We start from the raw sequence: 17644 nt of genomic DNA, 5'->3' as shown, positions 1-17644 counted from the left end.
GGATGCGATCGCCCATTCTCCGCCGGGAAGGGATACGGGTCGGTGCGACGTCCTGAAACCGATCGGCCAAAGATCTCACGGCTGCTTCGAGACCCAGTACAGCATCAGCATGTTGTCCGGGCGCTGGACCAGGGTGACCTTCTTCGACACGCCCCAGGCCAGGGCCTGCTGGTGGAGCGGGATGAAGCCCCAATCGGCCTGGATGGTTTCGAAGCCTTCCTTGATCTGCGCATTCCGCTTGGTCTGGTCGCTCTCGGCCTCGACGGAATCGGCCAGCGCGTCGACCTTCGGGTTGCAGTAATTGCCGAGATTCCAGTTGCCGCGGCCGGGCTTTGAGCCGTTCCGGCAGCCGGCGATCTCGAACAGGATGTTGTGCGAATCCTGGGAGGAGGGGGTCCAGCCGACGAGGTAGAAGGAAGTGTCGTAGGCCGGCGCCAGCACCTTGGCGAAGTATTTGGCCTTGGGCTGCGCGTTGAGGTTCACCTTCACGCCGACCCGGGCCAGCATCGAGACCACGGCCTGGCAGATCGCCTCGTCGTTGACGTAGCGGTCGTTCGGGCAGTCCATGCCCAGCGAGAAGCCGTCCGGGTAGCCGGCCTCGGTGAGGAGCGCCTTGGCGCGCTTCGGATCGTACTCGGGACGCTTGAACTCGGAGGCCCGGGGGAACAGCACCGGCGCGATCAGAAGGGCCGAGGGCACGGCCTGCCCGCGCATGACGCGCTTGGCGATCGTCTCCTCGTCGATGGCCCGGTAGAAGGCCTCGCGGACGCGGACGTCCTTGAACGGGTTCTTGCCCTTGACGCTCGAGTCCTTCAGCTCGTCGCGGGACTGGTCCATGCCGAGGAAGATGGTGCGCAGTTCCGGCCCGGCCATCACGGTGGCGGTGCCGCTGGCGTTGACGCGCTGCGCGTCCTGCAGGGGCACGGGATCGATCCAGTCGACCTCGCCGGAGATCAGCGCGGCGACGCGGGTGGCGTCGTTCTGGATGGTCGTGAAGACCGCCTCGTCGAGGTTCGACTCGATCTTTCCCCAGTAGTCGGGGTTCTTCTTGAACACCGTGCGCACGCCCGGCTGATGCTCGGTGACGACGAACGGCCCGGTGCCGTTCTCGTGCAGGGCGGCGTAGCTGGTGGAGGTGGCGCTCGGCAGGGTCGGGGCGACGGCGCCGTTCTTCTCGGCCCAGGCCTTCGACATGATGTACCAGGTCGAGAACTGGTACAGGGCGATGGGGTTGGGGCTTTTGAGCTTCATGTCGACGGTGTGGTCGTCGATCTTCACCCATTCGGCGTCGGACGGGACGTTGGTGGTGAAGTTCGAGCCCGGGGCGCGCACGCGGTTGGCCGAGAAGATCACGTCGTCGGCGGTGAAGTCCGAGCCGTCATGGAACTTCACGCCCTTGCGGAGATGGAAGCGCCAGCGCGTCGGCTCCGGATTTTCCCAGGATTCCGCCAGCATGGGCGTGAGCTTCAGGTCCTTGTCGCGGGTGATGAGCGAGTCGAACACCGCGCCGTGCATGCCGATCGTGAAGCTTTCCTTGAGCGAGTAGGGGTCGAGGGACTTGATGTCGCCCTGGAAGGCGAAGCGGAAGACGTTCGCCGCATCGGCCGCCACGGTGCCGGAGAGGCCGATCAGCCCGGCGAGGGCGGTGGTCGAGACGAACGCTTTGACCCTGGACTTCAACAAGAGACCCATCCTCTTCGCATCTGTTTTCCGTGCGGCTCGGCCCACCTTGGCATGGATCGGGCCAAGCCCGAACGCCGTTCTCGCCACCGTCCACCTCCATGCTGCGGGCCGGAGGCCGCCAACCGATCGGACCCCGCGATGCTCAAAAATTGGTCAACAGCGGTGAAACGGTCAAGCCTGGCCCGGGCGGCGCCCCGGTGCGCCGGCGTCGCGGCTGAACAGGAAGGCGCCCGGACCGGTTGAACGGGCATCCCCGATCCGACAGCCGCTTGCCTCGTCGGGACCAGGAGACCGGACGCATGTCGGCCCCCGCGGATCCCTCGACCGGCACGGCCACACCGGTGGCCGGATCCGGTCTCGCGGCGGTGGACCGGCTCGCCGTCCACAGAATGGATAAGATCCGGAGCATCCGTCATGGCCGATCTCGAGCACACCCTCCGGCGCTTCCAGGGCCTCCTGGTGGCCGAACAGCCCGTCGACCTCGGGGAGGCGGAGGAGGCGATCTGGGCCTATCTCTCCCAGGCGCAGGGGCTGTCCGCGCAGGTCGAGGCCCTCGCCCGCCTTCAGGACGCGGTCGACCGCCTGGATAGCCGCTCGCCGTTTCTGCCGAACCTGCGCGCCGCCCTCGACCGGCACCGCACCCGCCTCGCCGAGCCCTCCGCCTGAGGTCGGCCGCTCAATCTTCCTCGACTAGGTGCCGGTAGGCCGCCTCCGCGACCCCGTAACTTCCGCCGGCCGCCTCCTGCAACCGGGCGCGATCCGTGATCGTGATCCGGCCGCGGCGGGCGCGGATGTAGCCGGACCCTTCGAGGTTCTGGACCGCGAGCGTCACGCCCGAGCGCTGCACGCCCAGCATCACCGCGAGCACCTCGTGGGTGAGGAGGAGATCGTCGCCCTCGACCCGGTCGTGGCACATCAGCAGCCAGCGTGCGAGGCGCGTTTCGATGCCGAAGCTGGCATTCACGAACGCCGTTTGCCGGGCCTGGAACAGCTCGGATTGAACGAAGCGCAGCATCCGGCGCCGCAGGGACGCACTGCGTTCCATCGCGTCCTGGAGATCCGGAAGCTCGATGGCGAGAGCCGACCCGCAGATCTGGACGACGTGCTCGTAGGGTGAACTCCTCGATCCGAGAATGACCGTCGAGCCACCGACGAATCCCTCGGGGCCGATCATCCCGACTTCGAGCCGGGTGCCGCCGATCTGCATGATGAGGGAGACGAGACCGGACTCGACGAAGTAGGTCCGCTCCAGCGGCGCGCCGGACCGGATGAGAACCTGCCGGGCCGGAAGGTCCACGCGATGAAGGTGCGGCTGGAGCAACCTCAGGTCGTCGGACGACAGCGTTCGCAACAATCGGTTACGTGGCGAGATCTGCATTCGTGGTCGTCGAGCCTTGTTCTCTTGGGTCAGAGAACCAAGCCTCTCCCGCCTGGGCGAGGCCATAGCGAAGGTCGAGCACTAGATCAATCGAAGATGGAAACTCGCCCATCGACCATCTAGACGCAGCAGCGGCTACGGATAAACATAGGTTAACCGTTCGAAATCATACAAATTTGTATGCTGCGATTACAACGGCTGAGGCGTCGGGATAAATGACTGCAGTTTGCCGCCGGCAGTCCCGCACAGATATCGAGAGCAGAGCGACATGATCGCGTCGGATCGACGAACCGGCGTATCTTGCCGGACAAGCGAGGCTTCCGACGTCCGTCCGAAACCTCTCTCACGGCGGATGCCGCAAGATCGCCTCCCTCCGGGCCACAGGCATCGGCTCGCGGGCCCCTTCGATGGCCCGCCCGCCCGCCGCGCGCGCGGCCTCCCGCCGGCGCCCGACGACGAGCCGCCCCCGCACGCCACCTGACCGCTGATCGCCGCACCTCTCGGCGAGGGCGGACGCGATCCGATGACCGTTGCCAGAACCACGGACACCGACTTGTCGTCTCATTCTCCGACCCCGCTCTTCGACCCGTCCAATGCGCTGATCCGCAAGCTCGAAGGATTCAATCCCCTGTCGGATGCCGATCGGGCGGTGCTGCAGCGCATCAGTGCCCATGGTCACATCGTCGGACCGCGCGTCGACCTGATCCGCGAAGGAGAACCGCCGGAGGGCGTGATCCTGATCATGGAGGGCCTCGCCTGCCGGCAGAAGCACCGCGCCAACGGGGCTCGGCAGATCACGGCCTATCTCGTCCCCGGCGACGCCTGCGATCTCGACGTGGCGCTGCTCGCCCGGATGGACCACACCATCACCACCCTGTCCGCCTGCCGCGTGGTCCGCATCCCCTTCGACGTCGTCAAGCGCGTCATGGACGAGCATCCGGCGATCGCCAGATCCCTGCGCCTCGGAACGCTCGTGGACGAGGCGACCCTGCGCGAATGGCTCGTCAACGTCGGCTGCCGATCGGCGATCGAGCGCATCGCCCACCTGTTCTGCGAGCTCCTGGTGCGGCTGCAGGTGGTCGGATGCGCCAGCGAGAATTCCTATGAGTTTCCGGTGACGCAGCTCGATCTGGCCGACACGGTCGGTCTCTCGAACGTGCACGTCAATCGTTCGCTTCAGGAACTCAGGCGCCAGGGCGTGATTGAACTCAAGGGCAGGACCCTGACGATTCTCGACCGTCAACGTTTGAAATCGATCGCGGAATTCAACTCGAAATACCTGCACCTGGGAACGCGGGCCGCCGCATGATCATGAAACTCCAGCCCGTTCAGATCGCGACGGGCAGCAGCGACCGCGAGAGCCGGTTGGTGTTCGAGGACGGTCTGCTCGTCGCCGTGCTCGTCCAACTCTCGAGCGAGCATGATTCCGAGGCTGGGCATTGGTTCCTGGAGGCTGGATTCGGACGGGTCGATGATCCGCACGCGCCGATCTTCGCGGATCTCGACGAGGCGCAGGCCTGGATCGCCCGGCAACTCTCCGAAACCCGTCCTTCCGGCTGACACCGCGCCGGAGGGCGGCCCGACGCCGGCCTCGCCGCCGACTTTCCTGCGACTTGATGTGTGTGAATGCGCGGCGGGTGAGACTGCCCCACGTCTCTGGAAGGTCGGATCGCCAGCGGTGCGACCGGGTCTCGCCGATGCCTTTCCCCCCGATAGCATCGGCGAGACCTTTTCGGCGGCCCTGAGCGTTCGGCTCGGTCTGCGTCAGCGATCGCCTTGACGTTCCGGGCGATGGGCAAGTCGCTGTCTCGCGCTCGACAGCGCCTTGCCGGACCGGCGAACGGCGCTTCCGGAAACGGGTTCAGACCTTGAAGTTCATCAGCAATGCGCTGGCGGAGGCCGTGTTCGTGCGCGTGCCGCCGGAGCCGTAGGGGCTCGTCTGGTCCTGGCGCGACTGAAGTTGCTTCACGAAGGTCGTGAGGAGATCGTTCGTGCTCTGGGTGGTGAGATCGGTGGCGTTCGTACCTGCGTCGGCGGAGGCGGGCTTATCGTCGACCGGCGGAGGGCCGCCGTGATGGTGGCCGCCGCTTCGGCCTCCGACACTGGCGACGGACGATCCACCGGACTCTCCATTCAGGACCGACGTCAGCGTCTTGGCCTGCTCGCTCGTCAGGCTTCCGTTCTGGACCTGCTGGCCGATCAGGTCGTCGATCCGCGCCTTCATATCCTCCGGATCGAGGCGCGCCTGTCCCGATGCGGCGGCCCCATCCGAGCCCTTCAGAGCGGCGTCGATGGTGTCGACCGCCGTATCCAGCGCGGTCTGATCGGTGCTGGTGATCGAACCAGAGGCGCTCTGCGCCGCGATGCGGTCGTGCGCCCGCATTTGCGGGGATGGAAACACCGGGCCTTGCGAGCCTGAGATCGACGACATCGCCACCTTCCCGAGCGTGGGTAATTATCCCACGCATATGTTGGGCCGCGTCGGTTAAGGCTTCGTGAGCGCAGCCCCGCTTTTTGCGCCGTACCGATCAGCCAGCCGAAAAGCTTTCCGCGCAGACCGTCGAATGCATGCCGGACAATGTGGCGGCCGGACCGTCCGTTCCGGGGCAGACAGCCTTTCAGGGATGGGCCGAGGCGCGGATCGGCTCTGTCATCGGGCGCGCCTCACAGGGTGAGGAAACGAGGGTCTCTGTACGGCCCTCCGCGCCGTCGTGCACCGGGGCCGATCGCCTTCAGAGGGCGAGGACCAGGAGGAGAACCGTGGCGATCACCGGGACGGCGCAGATGAGCAGGTCGATCAGCAGACCCTGCCGGTCCTGCGCCTGAGAGGAGGCGGGGCGGTTCGGCGGCGGCGCCGCGATGCCGGCCTTCACTGGGCGCTCGACGGGCCGGGGATCGAAGCCATCCGGCCGGCGGTCCGGAGGCGCGGGGCAAGGATCCCGATGGCTTTCGTGGCGTCCGCCACGACCGTCCCGTCGATGGTCGGTCCGCGCCCGGCATAGCGCAGTCCGAGTGCGGTCAGGCCCAGACCCGCGATGACCGCGAGCCCGCGCGCGATCATCGCCACGGACCGTCCCGGCACGAACTGTCGTGCCGGGACGGCCGCGTTCAGGGGCGGCAGAGGCTTTGTGGGATGGAGGGGCCTCAGCTCGGCCATGGCAGCGCTCCGCAAGGAAAAACAGGCATGGATCCAATACGTGGGCAAATTTCCCACGTCAATCCAAGATCTGTGAGTTCGGGTGCCGGCGCGCACCACGTGGGATTGTCTCCCACGGAGCGACGGCTATGCTCGTGCGATGGCCGATTCATCCGAGGCTCCCTCCGAGGGCGCGAACCTGCATGCCCCCGTCGCGCGTCTCCTGCGACCGCTCGTCCGCCTGTTCGTGGCGCGCGGCATCACCTTTCCGGCCCTGACGACCCTCCTGCGCGAACTCTACGTCAACGTGGCGGAGTACGATTTCGCGCTGCCTGGGAAGGAGCAGACCGACAGCCGCGTCAGTCTCCTGACGGGCATCCACCGCAAGGAGGTCAGCCGCCTGCGCGGGGCCGGAGCGCCGGTCAGCGCCGTCCCGTCCTCGGTGTCTCGGACCAGCCGGATCATCGCGCGCTGGCTGGCGGACCCGGCCTTCACCGATGCGGAGGGCCATCCCCGACCGCTGACGCGGGCGGGCGAGGGGAAGGGGGGGTCCTTCGAGGATCTCGTCACCGCCGTCACCCGCGACCTGCGCCCGCGCGCCGTGCTCGACGAATGGCTCGACCGCGGGCTCGTCGTCGCCGATGCCGACGGCCATATCGTGCTCGCCGAGGCGGCCTACGTGCCGAAGGGCGGTGGGGAATCGCAGCTCTATTATTTCGGGCGAAACCTGCACGACCACATCGCCGCCAGCGTCGCCAACATCACCGAACCCGACCCGCGCTTTCTCGAGCGGGCCGTCCACTACGACGGTCTCTCGAAGGCGCTGGCCGAGCGCCTGGAGGCACGTGCCCGCGAGATCGCCATGGAGGCGCTGCAACAGGCCAACCGCGAGGCCCATGCGGCCTGCGAGGCCGATTCCGGCGGGACCCATCGCTGGAATTTCGGCGTGTACATCTATGCCGAGGATGCGCCGCCCGCAGCGGCGAAGGCGTGAGGGCCGCCGCCATGCGCGCACCGAACCGCCGCGACGCCCTGCGCCTGCTCGCCTCGGCACCCTTCGCCCTGGCCGCGAGCGCCGATCCGCTCCCGCCGATCCGCGACCAGGGCATCGGCGGCACCGGCGCGCGCCCGAGCCCTCCGCCCGGCGACGGACCGAACGGGGAGGGCGACCGCGGCCTCGGCGGCACCGGCGTGATCGGGACGATCCGCAAGTTCGGATCGATCATCGTCAACGACCTGCGCATCACCTACCCGAAGGACGTCCAAGTCCGGATCGACGGACGACCGGCGACGGCCGGCGACCTGCGCATCGGGCACGTGGTCCGCGTCGTCGCCCTGCAGGCCGACAGCACGCTCTCCACCAGCCGCATTGATGTCACGAGCGAGGTCGTCGGCCCGGTCGAGGCGATCCGGCCGGGCGGCCTGACCGTGCTCGGCCAGCACGTCGCCCTGCCGCCGGCGCAGCGCGACGGCTGGACCGTGGGCGAGCGGGTCGCGGTGAGCGGGTTGCGCCGCCCCGACGGCGTCGTCGTCGCGAGCCTCGTCGAGCGCCGGCCGGAGGGACCCGCGCGGGTCGCCGGCCTGGTCCGACGCGGCCCGGACGGCACGCCGATGATCGGCGCTCTCCGGCTCCTCGGCGCCGATGCCGGGCAGGTCGGGCGGCGCGCCATCGTCTCGGGCGACCCGGCCGGGGCCGGCCTGACCGTCACCGGACTCGAGGAGGCGCGCGCCCTCTTCGTCCCGGGTCTGCGCCGGGTCTCGATCGAGGCCTATGTCGGGCGCAACGGGCAGGGCCTCCAGCTCGGCTCCGGTTTCGACGTCGCCGGCCGCTCCGATCCGGGATTGCCCCGCCGCGGCAGCGTCCGCGCCATCGTCACCGCCGGGCCGTCGCGCGACGGCCGCCTCAGCGTGGAGAGCCTTCGGATCGATGCGCGCGGCAGCGAGCACCCGGGCCTTCGGGACGGGACCGATCGCGGATCGCTGCCGCGGCTCGATGGCCGTGGCTCCGAGGGAGGTGGCTTGCAGGGACGTGGCTCGCAGGGACATGGCGTCGACGGACGGGGCTTGGACGGCCGCGTGCCCGGAGGGCAGACCGGCGGTGCACCGCGCTTCGACATCGACACGCGTGCGCCGGCGGGCGCCGAGCGCGGTCGGCCGGGCGGCGGGTACGGCGGCGGCCCCGGCGGATTCGAGCGCCCCGGCGGCTTCGGGCGCGGTCCGGACGGAAGCGGCGGTTTCGGGGGCGGCCCCGGGCGTGGACCGGGAAGTGGTGCAGGACCGGGTGCAGGATCGGGTGGAGGACCGGGCGGACGCTGAGGCGCCGCTCCGGCTTGGTCCACCGCGGCGAGGACTACGGGGCCGGAACGCCGAGGGCGGTTCCGAGCCGTGCCCGGCAGCGGGTCAGGCTCCGGAAGGCGCGCCCCGAATCCCGCGCCAGGCGGATCAGAGCGGGAATCTGGCTCGGCTGGCGCGTGATCGCGGCGAGCACCGCCAGGATGTCGGGCTCCCCATCGGGCTTGAGCGCCTGTGCGGCGAAGGCCGGGATCGCGCGGTCGGCCGGATCGCAGACGATGCGCAGGGCGGCGAAGGGCAGGCCGTACCGTTCGGCATAGGCGGCCGCGACATGGGATTCCATGTCGACCCCGGCGCTGCCGGTGGCGTCGCGAAGGGCCGCCTTGGCCGCCACGTCGAGGACGGCCGCATCGACGCCGGCGAGCACGCCGTCACGGACCGTCGGACCGGAACCGGCGAGGGCGCGCATCCAGGCGGCGGCGATGGCCGGATCGGTCCGATAGCGCCGGGCGGGCGTGACGATGGCCGTGGCCACCAGCACGTCCCCGGGGACCAGCGCCGGATCGAGCCCGCCGGCGATGCCGATGCTGACGACGGCACGGCAGCCGGGCGTGGGCCGCGCCGCGAGCAGGGCACGCAGGCGTTCGGGATTGCCGCCCGCCCCCACCGCGAGGACACCGGGGCCCGCGGCGAGGCGCGCCTCCTTGGCCAGGCCGGTGACGGCCAGGACGGGGAGGGCGCCGGCCGCGGTGACCGCGCTCATGTCGTTGCTCGATCGACCGCGAACCGACGCCTTCGCATCACATGCCGAAGGCGACCTTCCGGGTGTTGCTGCGCTGGAGGTTGCGGTAGCGCGCCATCGCCCAGAGCGGGAAGAACTTCGGATAGCCGTGATACCGAAGGTAGAACACCCGCGGGAAGCCGGTCGCGGTGTAGCGCTCCTCGGACCAGAAGCCGTCGGCGCCCTGGGTGCGGGTCAGGTAGTTGATGCCCCGCGTCACCGCCGGATCGTCGGCCTCGCCCGCCGCCATCAGGGCGAGCAGGGACCAGGCCGTCTGGGAGGCGGTCGAATAGCCCGGCTCGAAGGCCGGGTCGATCTTGTAGGACGAGGCGTCCTCGCCCCAGCCGCCATCCGGATTCTGGATGCGGATCAGCCAGGCGACGGCCTTGCGGATCTCCGGCGAGGCCGGATCGACGCCGGCCGCGTTCAGGGCGCACAGAACCGACCAGGTGCCGTAGATGAAGTTCATGCCCCAGCGGCCGTACCACGAGCCATCCTCCTCCTGATCGTTCAGGAGGTAGGTGACGCCGCGGTCGAGGGCCTTGGAACTCTCGCGGGTCTCGCCGAGCTGCGCCAGCATCGAGACGACGCGGGCGGTGACGTCGGCCGTCGGCGGATCGAGCAGCGCGCCGTGGTCGGAGAACGGGATGTGGTTCAGGTAGTGGTGGTTGTTGTCGGCATCGAAGGCCGCCCAGCCGCCGTCGCTGGACTGCAGGCCCTCGACCCACTCGCGGGCACGGGCGATGGAGACCCCGTAATCGGGCACGTCGGCCACGAGGCCGTGCTGGTGCGAGGCCCGGTCCATCGCCATCACCACCACGGCGGTGTCGTCGAGGTCGGGAAAGTGCGGGTTGGCGTATTGGAAGGCCCAGCCGCCGGGGCGCACGTTCGGCCGGCCCGCGGCCCAGTCACCCTTGATATCGAGGACCTGGAGCGGCTTCAGCCAGTCGAGACCGCGCCGGGCCTGGTGCTCGGCATCCGGGCCGCCGGCCTCGAGGAGGGCATGGCCGGCCAGCGCCGTGTCCCAGACCGGGGACAGGCAGGGCTGCACGTAGGCCTCGTGCTCCTTGACGACCACGAGCTTCTCGATCGCCTCGCAGGCGATCCGGACCTGGGGATGATCGGGCGGATAGCCGAGCACGTCGTACATCAGCACGGTGTTGACCATGGCGGGGAAGATCGCGCCGAGGCCGTCGTCGCCGTTCAGGCGTTCGCTGACCCAGGCCACCGCCTTGTCCATCGCCCGCGCCCGGCGCTTCTTCGGGAAATAGTCCTGCGTGACCTGCAGAATCCGGTCGATGGCGCCGAAGATCGGCGTCCAGGGCCAGGTCGCGTGCGGGCTGCCGGGCCAGGTGCGCACGGTCTGGGGCGGCGCCACGAACAGCTCGGGGATGCCGATGCCGCGCGGGTTCTTCGCCAGCGGTTTCCGGGCCTGGATCACCAGCATGGGCACGATCACGCAGCGCGCCCAGTAGGAGACCTTGTCGAGGTGGAACGGGAACCACTTCGGCAGGTGCATGATCTCGACCGGCATCACCGGCACCGCGCGCCACGGCACTTCGCCGAAGAGGGCGAGCAGGAAGCGGGTGAACACGTTCGAATTGGCGGCGCCACCGCGGGACAGGATCGCCTCGCGCGCCCGGCGCATGTGCGGGGCCTCGATCGAATCGCCGCTCATCTTCAGGGCGAAGTAGGCCTTCACGCTGGCGCTCATGTCGAACGGGCCGTCGTGGACCAGCGCCCAGCCCCCGTGCTTGCCCTGCGTCCGGCGCAGATAATTGCCGATCTTCGTTTCGAGCTCCGGCGCGATCTCGGTGGCGCGGAACTGGTGGAACATGATGTATTCGGACGGGATCGTCGCGTCGGCCTCGAGCTCGAAGCACAGATGGCCGTCGGCATGCGACAACGCCGTCAGCGCCTGGGTCGCGCGCACGACCCCACGCTCGACGTCCTCGAGTGAGATCTCCTGAGTCTTGGGGCGCTGCAGCGCCTCGACCTTCTTGAATGCTTCCCGCATCGTCCTCGCCTCACCGGCCGCGCAGGCGGCCGCCATACCTCACGCCGCGCCGCGCGCTCGTGCCTGTCCGCACGTTCCGGTCCTCTTGGCGAGGGCCTGGGCGGCGGTCGTTCCGGAACGGATCGCTCCCTCGATCGTCGAAGGCAGGCCGGTCGCGGTCCAGTCGCCTGCCAGGACGAGATTCTCATGGGCCGTCACGGCGCCGGAGCGCCGCGCGGCCTCGGCGGGCGTTGCCGCGAAGGTCGCCCGCTTCTCTTTGACGATCTGCCAGCTTGGCAGTTCCGGCGCAAGTCCGGTCAAAGTCACGATCTCGGACCAGATCTGACGTCCCAAATCTTCACGCGGCACATCCAAGAGCCGATCGGCACCACTGATGGTCACGGAAAGACGATCCGGATAGGCAAATAGCCATTCCGTCATTCCGTTCACCACGCCGAGAAGTAGCGGCGACCCCGGCGGGGGAATCACGGCGAAGTGTGCGTTGACGATGGAGCGGTGGCTCTGCGGCGCCGGCAGGCCCGGCAGCAGGTCGCAGGCGACCCAGGGCGGCAGGGCGAGGACCACCGCGTCCTCGGGCGCGAGTTCGATCGATTCGTCGCCGAAGACCAGGCCCGCGATCCGGCCCTCGCCGAGGGTCAGGCTGCGCAGCCGGTGGCCGAAGCGCAGGTCCGCGCCGCGGCGCGCGAGGAAGCCCACCGCGGGATCGACGAAAGCCGCGGACAGGCCTCCGACGGCGACGAGGGGGCGGCAGGCCTTGCCGCCCGCGCCCAGGGTCTCGCGCAGGATGGTGGCGGCGAGACCGTTGTCGCTCTCCTTCGGGTCCGTGTTGAGCGCGGCGAGCAGCACCGGATGCCACAGACGTTCGTAGAGCGTGCCCTCGCAGGCCATGCTCTCGCCGATGGTGCCGCCCTGGCCCGGTGCCTTGCCGGCCGCGGCCTTCAGGATGCCCAGGGGCGCGAGGTAGTCGCGGGCAGTCGTGCCGGGCACGCGGCGCGACGCCTGCAGGACCCACCAGGGCACGCGGCCGGCATTGGGGCGCAGGGTCCAGCGCTCGCCGGTCTTCAGGTCGGCGAAGGGGAAGGCGGCCTCCGCCGGACCGGACAGCGCACTCTCGGGCGCACCGATGGTGCGCATGAAAGCGAGCGCGGAGGTGTTCCCCGAGAGCAGCAGGTGATTGCCGTTGTCGATGGTCAGCCCGAGGGTGGGATCGTAGTACGAGCGGCAGCGGCCGCCGGCCTGCTTGGCCGCCTCGTGCACCACGACGCGGACGCCGCGCTCCACCAGCGAGACGGCCGCGGACAGCCCGGCGAGGCCGGCGCCGATGACGTGAACCGTTCCGGCCATCAGACGATCCCGTGCCGCAGGACGACGCCCAAGAGGGCGAGCTTGCCCGGCTTGACCCGGGCGCGGGGCTTCTTCCAGCCGCGGGCCAGAACCGCGTCGAGGTAGAGCCGGTAGGCCGCCGCCATGAGGCGCGGCGCCTTCGTCACCTTGCGCGGGCACTCGGCGATGATGTCCCAGGTCGCGCGGTAATGGGCCTCGGCCTCGCGGGCCACGGCGATGCAGACCTCGCCGATCCGCGGATGGTCGATGGCGGCCTGCGGCGTCGGCGCGGTCAGCCCGATGGCGGCCAGCTTCTCGCGGGGCAGGTAGAGGCGGTTGCGCTCGGCATCCTCGTCGATGTCCCGCAGGATGTTGGTGAGCTGCAGCGCGCGGCCCTCGTGGTAGGCGAGGGCGATGCCCTCCTGCTCCGCGACGCCGAAAATTCGAACGGACAGGCGCCCGACCGCGCTCGCGACCCGGTCGCAGTAGAGGTCGAGGGTGGCCTCGTCGGGCGCGACGATGTCCTCGAAGGCATCCATCGCCATCCCGTCGATCACCGCCTGGAAATCTTCGCGCAGAAGACCGTAGCGGCGGATCGGCACGACGAGGTCCTGCACCCGCGGTGCCGGCCGGCCGGCGTAGAGTTCGTCGATGTCGGCGCGCCAGCGGTCGAGTTCGGCCGCCCGCACGGGGGCGGGGCCACCGTCGTCGGCGACGTCGTCGACCGCCCGGCAGAAGGCGTAGACGGCGTACATCGCCGCCCGGCGGTCGGGCGGCAGCAGCCGCATCGCGGTGTAGAAGGACGATGATTTGGCCGGCAGCGCATCGACCGCGGCGGCGTTGGTCCCGGCGGCCGGAGACATCGTGGCGCTCATGGCCGGGCTCCCCGCGCCGCCTTCGCGGCCGCCTTGGAAGCCTGGGCCCGGAGGGTCCGACCGCGCAGGGGCCGGCGGGCCAGGGTCGCGGCGATCCCACCGAGCGCCGTGAGGGCGAAGGCGGCCTTGCCGTGATGCACCTTCTCGCTGAGGGGGTCGCGCGCCATCAGGCCCTTGCACAGCACGACGGCGAGGCGGTGGATGGCGGCGATCTCCAGGCTGAGGCGCAGGTCCGCGATGAGGTCGGGCAGGACCGCCCCCTCGTCGAGAAGTCCCATGGTCCGCTCGGCGAGCTCGGCGATCACGCCGCGCAGGGCCGGCGAGGCCTTGTCGGCCCCGAGTTCCGAGATCGCCGCGCCGTGCCGGTCGAGAACGTCCTGCGGGATGTAGACCCGGTCGATCGCCTTGAAATCCTTCCCGCAATCCTGGAGGTGGTTGATGATCTGGAGAGCGGCGCAGATCGCGTCCGACGGCCCCCTGACCACATCGCGGTCCTCGCCGTGGACGTCGAGGACGTAACGCCCGACCGGCATCGCCGAGAGGCGGCAATAGGCGATCAGCTCGTCCCAGTCGGCGTAGCGGTTCTTGCGGGCGTCGAGACGGAAGGCGTCGAGCAGTTCGAGGGCGTGCGTCGGCGCGAGTCCGCGAGCTGCGAGTTCCCGGCGCAGGGGCTCGGCGGCCGAATCCGTCGGGCGGTGTCCGGTCAGGTCGTCGGCCAGAGCGTCGAGGAGCACGATCTTCCGATCCGGCGCCAGACCGGCATGGTCCGCGACGTCGTCGCCGGCGCGGACGAAGTCGTAGAAAGCCAGGATCGCGCCGCGATGCTTCGGGTGGATCAGGTGCGAGGCGACGGGGAAGTTCTCGTCGCGGTAGCCCTTGCCGGTACGCGCCTCGGTGGCCGTCTGAATCGTCGTGCTCATCGCAGGCGTCCTTCCCGGCGGAACCAGGCGATCGCATCGGAAAGGCCTTGCGCGTAGGGCCGGGCGGTGTAGCCGAGTTCGGCGCGCGCCTTCGCGTCGGAGAAGAACATCCGGTAGCGGGACATGCGGATGCCGTCGATCGTGGCGAAGGGCGCCTTGCCGGTGAAGCGGGCGATCTGCTCGGAGACGAAGGCGATCGGATAGACCACCGCCCGCGGCAGGTTCACCGTCGGGGGCTTGCGGCCGACCATGCCGGCGATGTCGGCCAGCATCTGCGAGAGCAGCACGTTCTCTCCGCCGAGGATGTAGCGCTCGCCGGTCCGGCCGTGCCGCAGGGCCAGCAGGTGTCCCGCGGCGACATCGTCCACATGGGCGAGGTTGAGGCCGGTATCGACGAAGGCCGGCATCCGGCCGAGCGCGGCCTCCAGGATGATGCGCCCGGTCGGGGTCGGCTTGACGTCGCGCGGCCCGATCGGCGTCGACGGATTGACGATGACGACGGGCAGGCCGTTGCGGGCCGCCATCTCCTCGACCACGCGCTCGGACACGACCTTGCTGCGCTTGTAGGCGCCGATGGCGGTGGCGGGGGTGAGGGGCCGGGTCTCGTCGGCCGGCGTGCCGTCGTCGTGCGGCTTGATGGTGGCGACGCTCGACGTATAGACGATGCGCTCGATCCCGGCGCGCAGGGCCTCCTCCATCAGGATCACGGCGCCGTCGCGATTCGTGGCGACGATCTCCTCCGGGTCGGGCGCCCAGAGCCGGTAGTCCGCGGCGGCATGGACGAGATAGCGCTGGCCCTGGAGCGCGCGCGCCACGGCGGCGCGGTCGCGCATGTCGCCCTCGACGATCTCGACGTCCGTCCAGGTCAGGTTGGTGCGCGGGGAGGTGGCCCGGACCATGATCCGGACCGGGAAGCCGGCCTTGCGGAAGACGTCGACCAGGGCCGCTCCCAGGAAACCGCTCGCGCCCGTGATGAGAACCGGGCCGGCATCGAACGGGCCGGAAGGGGTCGCCTGTGGCATTTCTCTCGTAAGGGTCTGAGGATCGAATGCGCGCGCAGGGCCCGAAGCGGATTTCGGACCCGTGAATGGCGCGCTTTTGTCATCGAAACCGCTGCCGGACAAGCGCAACGGAGCCACACCCGGGCCGCAAAGCCCGGATGGTTCGTGCGCCTGAACGGCCGCTCAGGCGAGGCGCAGGCGTCCCGACTGGCCGGCCTTCCGCTCGGGGAGTGCGGCTTTGACGGTCTTGAGGATGCCTGCGGCGTCGAGGCCGGCCTCGGCGTACATGGCGTCGGGGGTGTTGTGGTCCTGGTAGGTGTCGGGCAGCGTCAGCGTGCGCACCCGGACCCGGCCGGCATCCAGCGCGCCGCGTTCGGCCAGCAGGTGCAGCACCATCGCCCCGAAGCCGCCCACCGAGCCCTCCTCCAGCGTCACCAGCACCTCGTGGCGGCCGGCCAGGTCCAGGATCAGCGCCTCGTCCAGCGGCTTGGCGAAGCGCGCATCCGCCACGCTCACCGCGATCCCCTCCGCTTCCAGCGCGTCGGCCGCCTTCAGCGCCTCCGACAGCCGCGTGCCGAGCGCCAGCAGCGCCACCCGCGCCCCCTCGGGCGCGCGCACCATCCGGCCCCGGCCGATCGGCAGCACGTCGCCGCGCTCGGGCAGGTCCACGCCGACGCCCTCGCCGCGCGGGTAGCGCAGGGCGATCGGGCCGCTGTCGTGCGCGTGGCACGTGGCCACCATGTGCACCAGCTCGGCCTCGTCCGAGGCCGCCATCACCGTCATGTTCGGCAGGCAGCAGAGATAGGCCAGATCGAAGGCGCCCGCATGCGTCGCCCCGTCCGCGCCGACGAGTCCCGCCCGGTCCATGCAGAAGCGCACGGGCAGGTTCTGCAGCGCCACGTCGTGCACGACCTGGTCGTAGGCCCGCTGCAGGAAGGTCGAGTAGATCGCCACGAACGGCCTGTAGCCCTCCGTCGCCAGGCCGCCCGCGAAGGTCACCGCGTGCTGCTCGGCGATGCCGACGTCGAAGGTGCGCTCCGGATGCGCCTTGCCGAACAGGTCGATGCCCGTGCCCCCCGGCATCGCCGCCGTGATCGCCACCACCTTGTCGTCGGCATCGGCGCACTTGATCAGGCTCTCGCCGAACACCCGGGTGTAGGCCGGCGCGTTCGGCTTGGCCTTGGCCTGGACCCCCGAGAGCACGTCGAACTTGACCACCCCGTGGTAGCGGTCGGCGCTGGCCTCGGCCGGTGCGTAGCCCTTGCCCTTCTGGGTCACGACGTGCAGCAGGATCGGCCCCTGCTCGCTGTCGCGCACGTTCTTCAGGACGGGCAGCAGATGGTCGAGATTGTGCCCGTCGACGGGTCCGACATAGTGGAAGCCCATCTCCTCGAACATCGTGCCCGAGCCCACCACCAGGGAGCGGGCGTATTCCTCGGCCGCGGCCGCGCGCTGGTAGAGCCCCTTGGGCAGGAGCTTGCCCAGCTGCTTGGCGGTCTCGCGCAGGGACTGGTAGGTGCCCCCCGAGGCCAGCCGCGCGAAGTAGGCCGACATGGCGCCCACGGGGGGCGCGATCGACATGTCGTTGTCGTTGAGGATGACGATCAGGCGCGAGTGCAGGGCGCCGGCATTGTTCATGGCCTCGTAGGCCATGCCCGCCGACATCGAGCCGTCGCCGATCACCGCCACCATGTTGCGGCGCTTGGGCGCGGCCGAGCCCTTGGCCTTGGCCGCCGCCTCGTCGAGGTCGCGCGCCACCGCCATGCCCAGCGCCGCCGAGATCGAGGTGGAGGAATGGGCCGCCCCGAACGGATCGTAGACGCTCTCCGAGCGCTTGGTGAAGCCCGACAGGCCGCCGGGCTGGCGCAGCGTGCGGATGCGGTCGCGCCGGCCCGTGAGGATCTTGTGCGGGTAGGCCTGGTGGCCGACGTCCCAGACGATGCGGTCGTCGGGGGTGTCGAACACGTGATGGAGCGCCACGGTCAGCTCGACCACGCCCAGCCCCGAACCCAGATGCCCGCCCGTGACCGAGACCGCGTCGATCATCTCGGTGCGCACCGCGTCCGCCACCGCCTGAAGCGCGCTCTCGGGCAGCCGCCGCAGCGCCGAAGGCTCCGCCAGACCGTCCAGGATCGCCGTCGCCTCCGAGGACGACACCGACGACGCCTGCGCCAGGCCCGGAGAGACCTTCTCCCGCGCGGCCTTCTCTTGCGCGATCTTGTCTTGCGAGGTTTCTTG

17 protein-coding genes are annotated in these 17644 nt (G+C 69.9%); 5 read left to right on the top strand and 12 right to left on the bottom strand.

Annotated elements, in window-relative coordinates:
• Positions 1–75: 75 nt before the first annotated feature.
• Positions 76–1683: an ABC transporter substrate-binding protein gene (locus ACLBWX_RS05530; RefSeq protein ID WP_447676082.1), complete on the bottom strand. Its 1608-nt coding sequence runs from the start codon at positions 1681–1683 to the stop codon at positions 76–78.
• Positions 1684–2097: 414 nt separating this feature from the next.
• On the opposite strand from ACLBWX_RS05530, the gene ACLBWX_RS05525 reads away from it, so the two are divergent.
• Positions 2098–2349 (top strand): hypothetical protein, encoded by a 252-nt coding sequence (locus ACLBWX_RS05525; RefSeq protein WP_447676081.1) that lies wholly within the window; start codon positions 2098–2100, stop codon positions 2347–2349.
• Between the two features lie 10 nt (positions 2350–2359).
• Here the strand turns inward: ACLBWX_RS05525 and ACLBWX_RS05520 are convergent, their stop codons facing one another.
• Positions 2360–3004: a Crp/Fnr family transcriptional regulator gene (locus ACLBWX_RS05520; RefSeq protein WP_447676080.1), complete on the bottom strand. Its 645-nt coding sequence runs from the start codon at positions 3002–3004 to the stop codon at positions 2360–2362.
• Between the two features lie 580 nt (positions 3005–3584).
• Here ACLBWX_RS05520 and ACLBWX_RS05515 point away from each other — a divergent pair.
• Both ACLBWX_RS05515 and ACLBWX_RS05510 read left to right on the top strand, forming a co-directional pair.
• A complete protein-coding gene (locus ACLBWX_RS05515) occupies positions 3585–4370 on the top strand; it encodes a Crp/Fnr family transcriptional regulator (protein ID WP_447676079.1) in 786 nt (261 codons plus the stop codon).
• Entirely contained in the window at positions 4367–4621 is a 255-nt protein-coding gene (locus ACLBWX_RS05510) for a hypothetical protein (protein WP_447676078.1), read from the top strand. The genes ACLBWX_RS05515 and ACLBWX_RS05510 overlap by 4 nt, the downstream gene beginning before the upstream one ends.
• A gap of 301 nt (positions 4622–4922) precedes the next feature.
• Here the strand turns inward: ACLBWX_RS05510 and ACLBWX_RS05505 are convergent, their stop codons facing one another.
• The 3 genes from ACLBWX_RS05505 to ACLBWX_RS05495 all read right to left on the bottom strand — a co-directional run bounded on the left by ACLBWX_RS05505 (position 4923) and on the right by ACLBWX_RS05495 (position 6218).
• On the bottom strand, positions 4923–5492 hold the full coding sequence (locus tag ACLBWX_RS05505; protein ID WP_447676077.1) for a hypothetical protein: 570 nt from the start codon (positions 5490–5492) through the stop codon (positions 4923–4925).
• 301 nt (positions 5493–5793) lie between these two features.
• Positions 5794–5934 (bottom strand): hypothetical protein, encoded by a 141-nt coding sequence (locus ACLBWX_RS05500; RefSeq protein ID WP_447676076.1) that lies wholly within the window; start codon positions 5932–5934, stop codon positions 5794–5796.
• Entirely contained in the window at positions 5931–6218 is a 288-nt protein-coding gene (locus ACLBWX_RS05495) for a hypothetical protein (RefSeq protein ID WP_447676075.1), read from the bottom strand. The genes ACLBWX_RS05500 and ACLBWX_RS05495 overlap by 4 nt, the downstream gene beginning before the upstream one ends.
• A gap of 139 nt (positions 6219–6357) precedes the next feature.
• On the opposite strand from ACLBWX_RS05495, the gene ACLBWX_RS05490 reads away from it, so the two are divergent.
• A complete protein-coding gene (locus ACLBWX_RS05490) occupies positions 6358–7191 on the top strand; it encodes a DUF6502 family protein (RefSeq protein WP_447676074.1) in 834 nt (277 codons plus the stop codon).
• A gap of 11 nt (positions 7192–7202) precedes the next feature.
• The gene (locus ACLBWX_RS05485; protein WP_447676073.1) at positions 7203–8513 is read left to right on the top strand and encodes a DUF5666 domain-containing protein; all 1311 of its coding nucleotides are present in this window, start codon (positions 7203–7205) and stop codon (positions 8511–8513) included.
• 34 nt (positions 8514–8547) lie between these two features.
• Here ACLBWX_RS05485 and ACLBWX_RS05480 read toward each other — a convergent pair whose 3' ends face one another.
• The 7 genes from ACLBWX_RS05480 to dxs form a co-directional block, all read right to left on the bottom strand.
• Positions 8548–9252 (bottom strand): phosphorylase, encoded by a 705-nt coding sequence (locus tag ACLBWX_RS05480; RefSeq protein WP_447676072.1) that lies wholly within the window; start codon positions 9250–9252, stop codon positions 8548–8550.
• A gap of 37 nt (positions 9253–9289) precedes the next feature.
• Positions 9290–11287: a squalene--hopene cyclase gene (gene shc, locus ACLBWX_RS05475; RefSeq protein ID WP_447676071.1), complete on the bottom strand. Its 1998-nt coding sequence runs from the start codon at positions 11285–11287 to the stop codon at positions 9290–9292.
• A 39-nt stretch (positions 11288–11326) separates the two neighbouring features.
• Positions 11327–12631, bottom strand: a complete 1305-nt coding sequence (gene hpnE, locus ACLBWX_RS05470; RefSeq protein ID WP_447676070.1) for a hydroxysqualene dehydroxylase HpnE — start codon at positions 12629–12631, stop codon at positions 11327–11329.
• Positions 12631–13485: a presqualene diphosphate synthase HpnD gene (gene hpnD, locus ACLBWX_RS05465; protein WP_447676069.1), complete on the bottom strand. Its 855-nt coding sequence runs from the start codon at positions 13483–13485 to the stop codon at positions 12631–12633. The genes hpnE and hpnD overlap by 1 nt, the downstream gene beginning before the upstream one ends.
• A complete protein-coding gene (gene hpnC, locus ACLBWX_RS05460; protein WP_447676068.1) occupies positions 13482–14405 on the bottom strand; it encodes a squalene synthase HpnC in 924 nt (307 codons plus the stop codon). The genes hpnD and hpnC overlap by 4 nt, the downstream gene beginning before the upstream one ends.
• Positions 14402–15427, bottom strand: a complete 1026-nt coding sequence (gene hpnA / locus ACLBWX_RS05455; RefSeq protein WP_447676067.1) for a hopanoid-associated sugar epimerase — start codon at positions 15425–15427, stop codon at positions 14402–14404. The genes hpnC and hpnA overlap by 4 nt, the downstream gene beginning before the upstream one ends.
• Before the next feature lie 162 nt (positions 15428–15589).
• Positions 15590–17536: a 1-deoxy-D-xylulose-5-phosphate synthase gene (gene dxs, locus ACLBWX_RS05450; RefSeq protein ID WP_447676298.1), complete on the bottom strand. Its 1947-nt coding sequence runs from the start codon at positions 17534–17536 to the stop codon at positions 15590–15592.
• Positions 17537–17644: the final 108 nt, after the last annotated feature.

It is taken from the genome of Methylobacterium sp. M6A4_1b (genome assembly GCF_053345175.1).
The sequence above is the reverse complement of the archived record's forward strand: the minus strand, read 5'-3'. Positions and strand labels throughout refer to the sequence as shown.

Excerpts from the sequence above, each read along its gene's own strand:
- ACLBWX_RS05525 (WP_447676081.1), top strand. The coding sequence starts at position 2,098 with ATGGCCGATCTCGAGCACACCCTCCGGCGCTTCCAGGGCCTCCTGGTG.
- ACLBWX_RS05515 (WP_447676079.1), top strand. The coding sequence starts at position 3,585 with ATGACCGTTGCCAGAACCACGGACACCGACTTGTCGTCTCATTCTCCG.
- ACLBWX_RS05510 (WP_447676078.1), top strand. The coding sequence starts at position 4,367 with ATGATCATGAAACTCCAGCCCGTTCAGATCGCGACGGGCAGCAGCGAC.
- ACLBWX_RS05505 (WP_447676077.1), bottom strand. The coding sequence starts at position 5,492 with ATGTCGTCGATCTCAGGCTCGCAAGGCCCGGTGTTTCCATCCCCGCAA.
- ACLBWX_RS05495 (WP_447676075.1), bottom strand. The coding sequence starts at position 6,218 with ATGGCCGAGCTGAGGCCCCTCCATCCCACAAAGCCTCTGCCGCCCCTG.
- ACLBWX_RS05490 (WP_447676074.1), top strand. The coding sequence starts at position 6,358 with ATGGCCGATTCATCCGAGGCTCCCTCCGAGGGCGCGAACCTGCATGCC.
- ACLBWX_RS05485 (WP_447676073.1), top strand. The coding sequence starts at position 7,203 with ATGCGCGCACCGAACCGCCGCGACGCCCTGCGCCTGCTCGCCTCGGCA.
- ACLBWX_RS05480 (WP_447676072.1), bottom strand. The coding sequence starts at position 9,252 with ATGAGCGCGGTCACCGCGGCCGGCGCCCTCCCCGTCCTGGCCGTCACC.
- shc (WP_447676071.1), bottom strand. The coding sequence starts at position 11,287 with ATGCGGGAAGCATTCAAGAAGGTCGAGGCGCTGCAGCGCCCCAAGACT.
- hpnE (WP_447676070.1), bottom strand. The coding sequence starts at position 12,631 with ATGGCCGGAACGGTTCACGTCATCGGCGCCGGCCTCGCCGGGCTGTCC.
- hpnD (WP_447676069.1), bottom strand. The coding sequence starts at position 13,485 with ATGAGCGCCACGATGTCTCCGGCCGCCGGGACCAACGCCGCCGCGGTC.
- hpnC (WP_447676068.1), bottom strand. The coding sequence starts at position 14,405 with ATGAGCACGACGATTCAGACGGCCACCGAGGCGCGTACCGGCAAGGGC.
- hpnA (WP_447676067.1), bottom strand. The coding sequence starts at position 15,427 with ATGCCACAGGCGACCCCTTCCGGCCCGTTCGATGCCGGCCCGGTTCTC.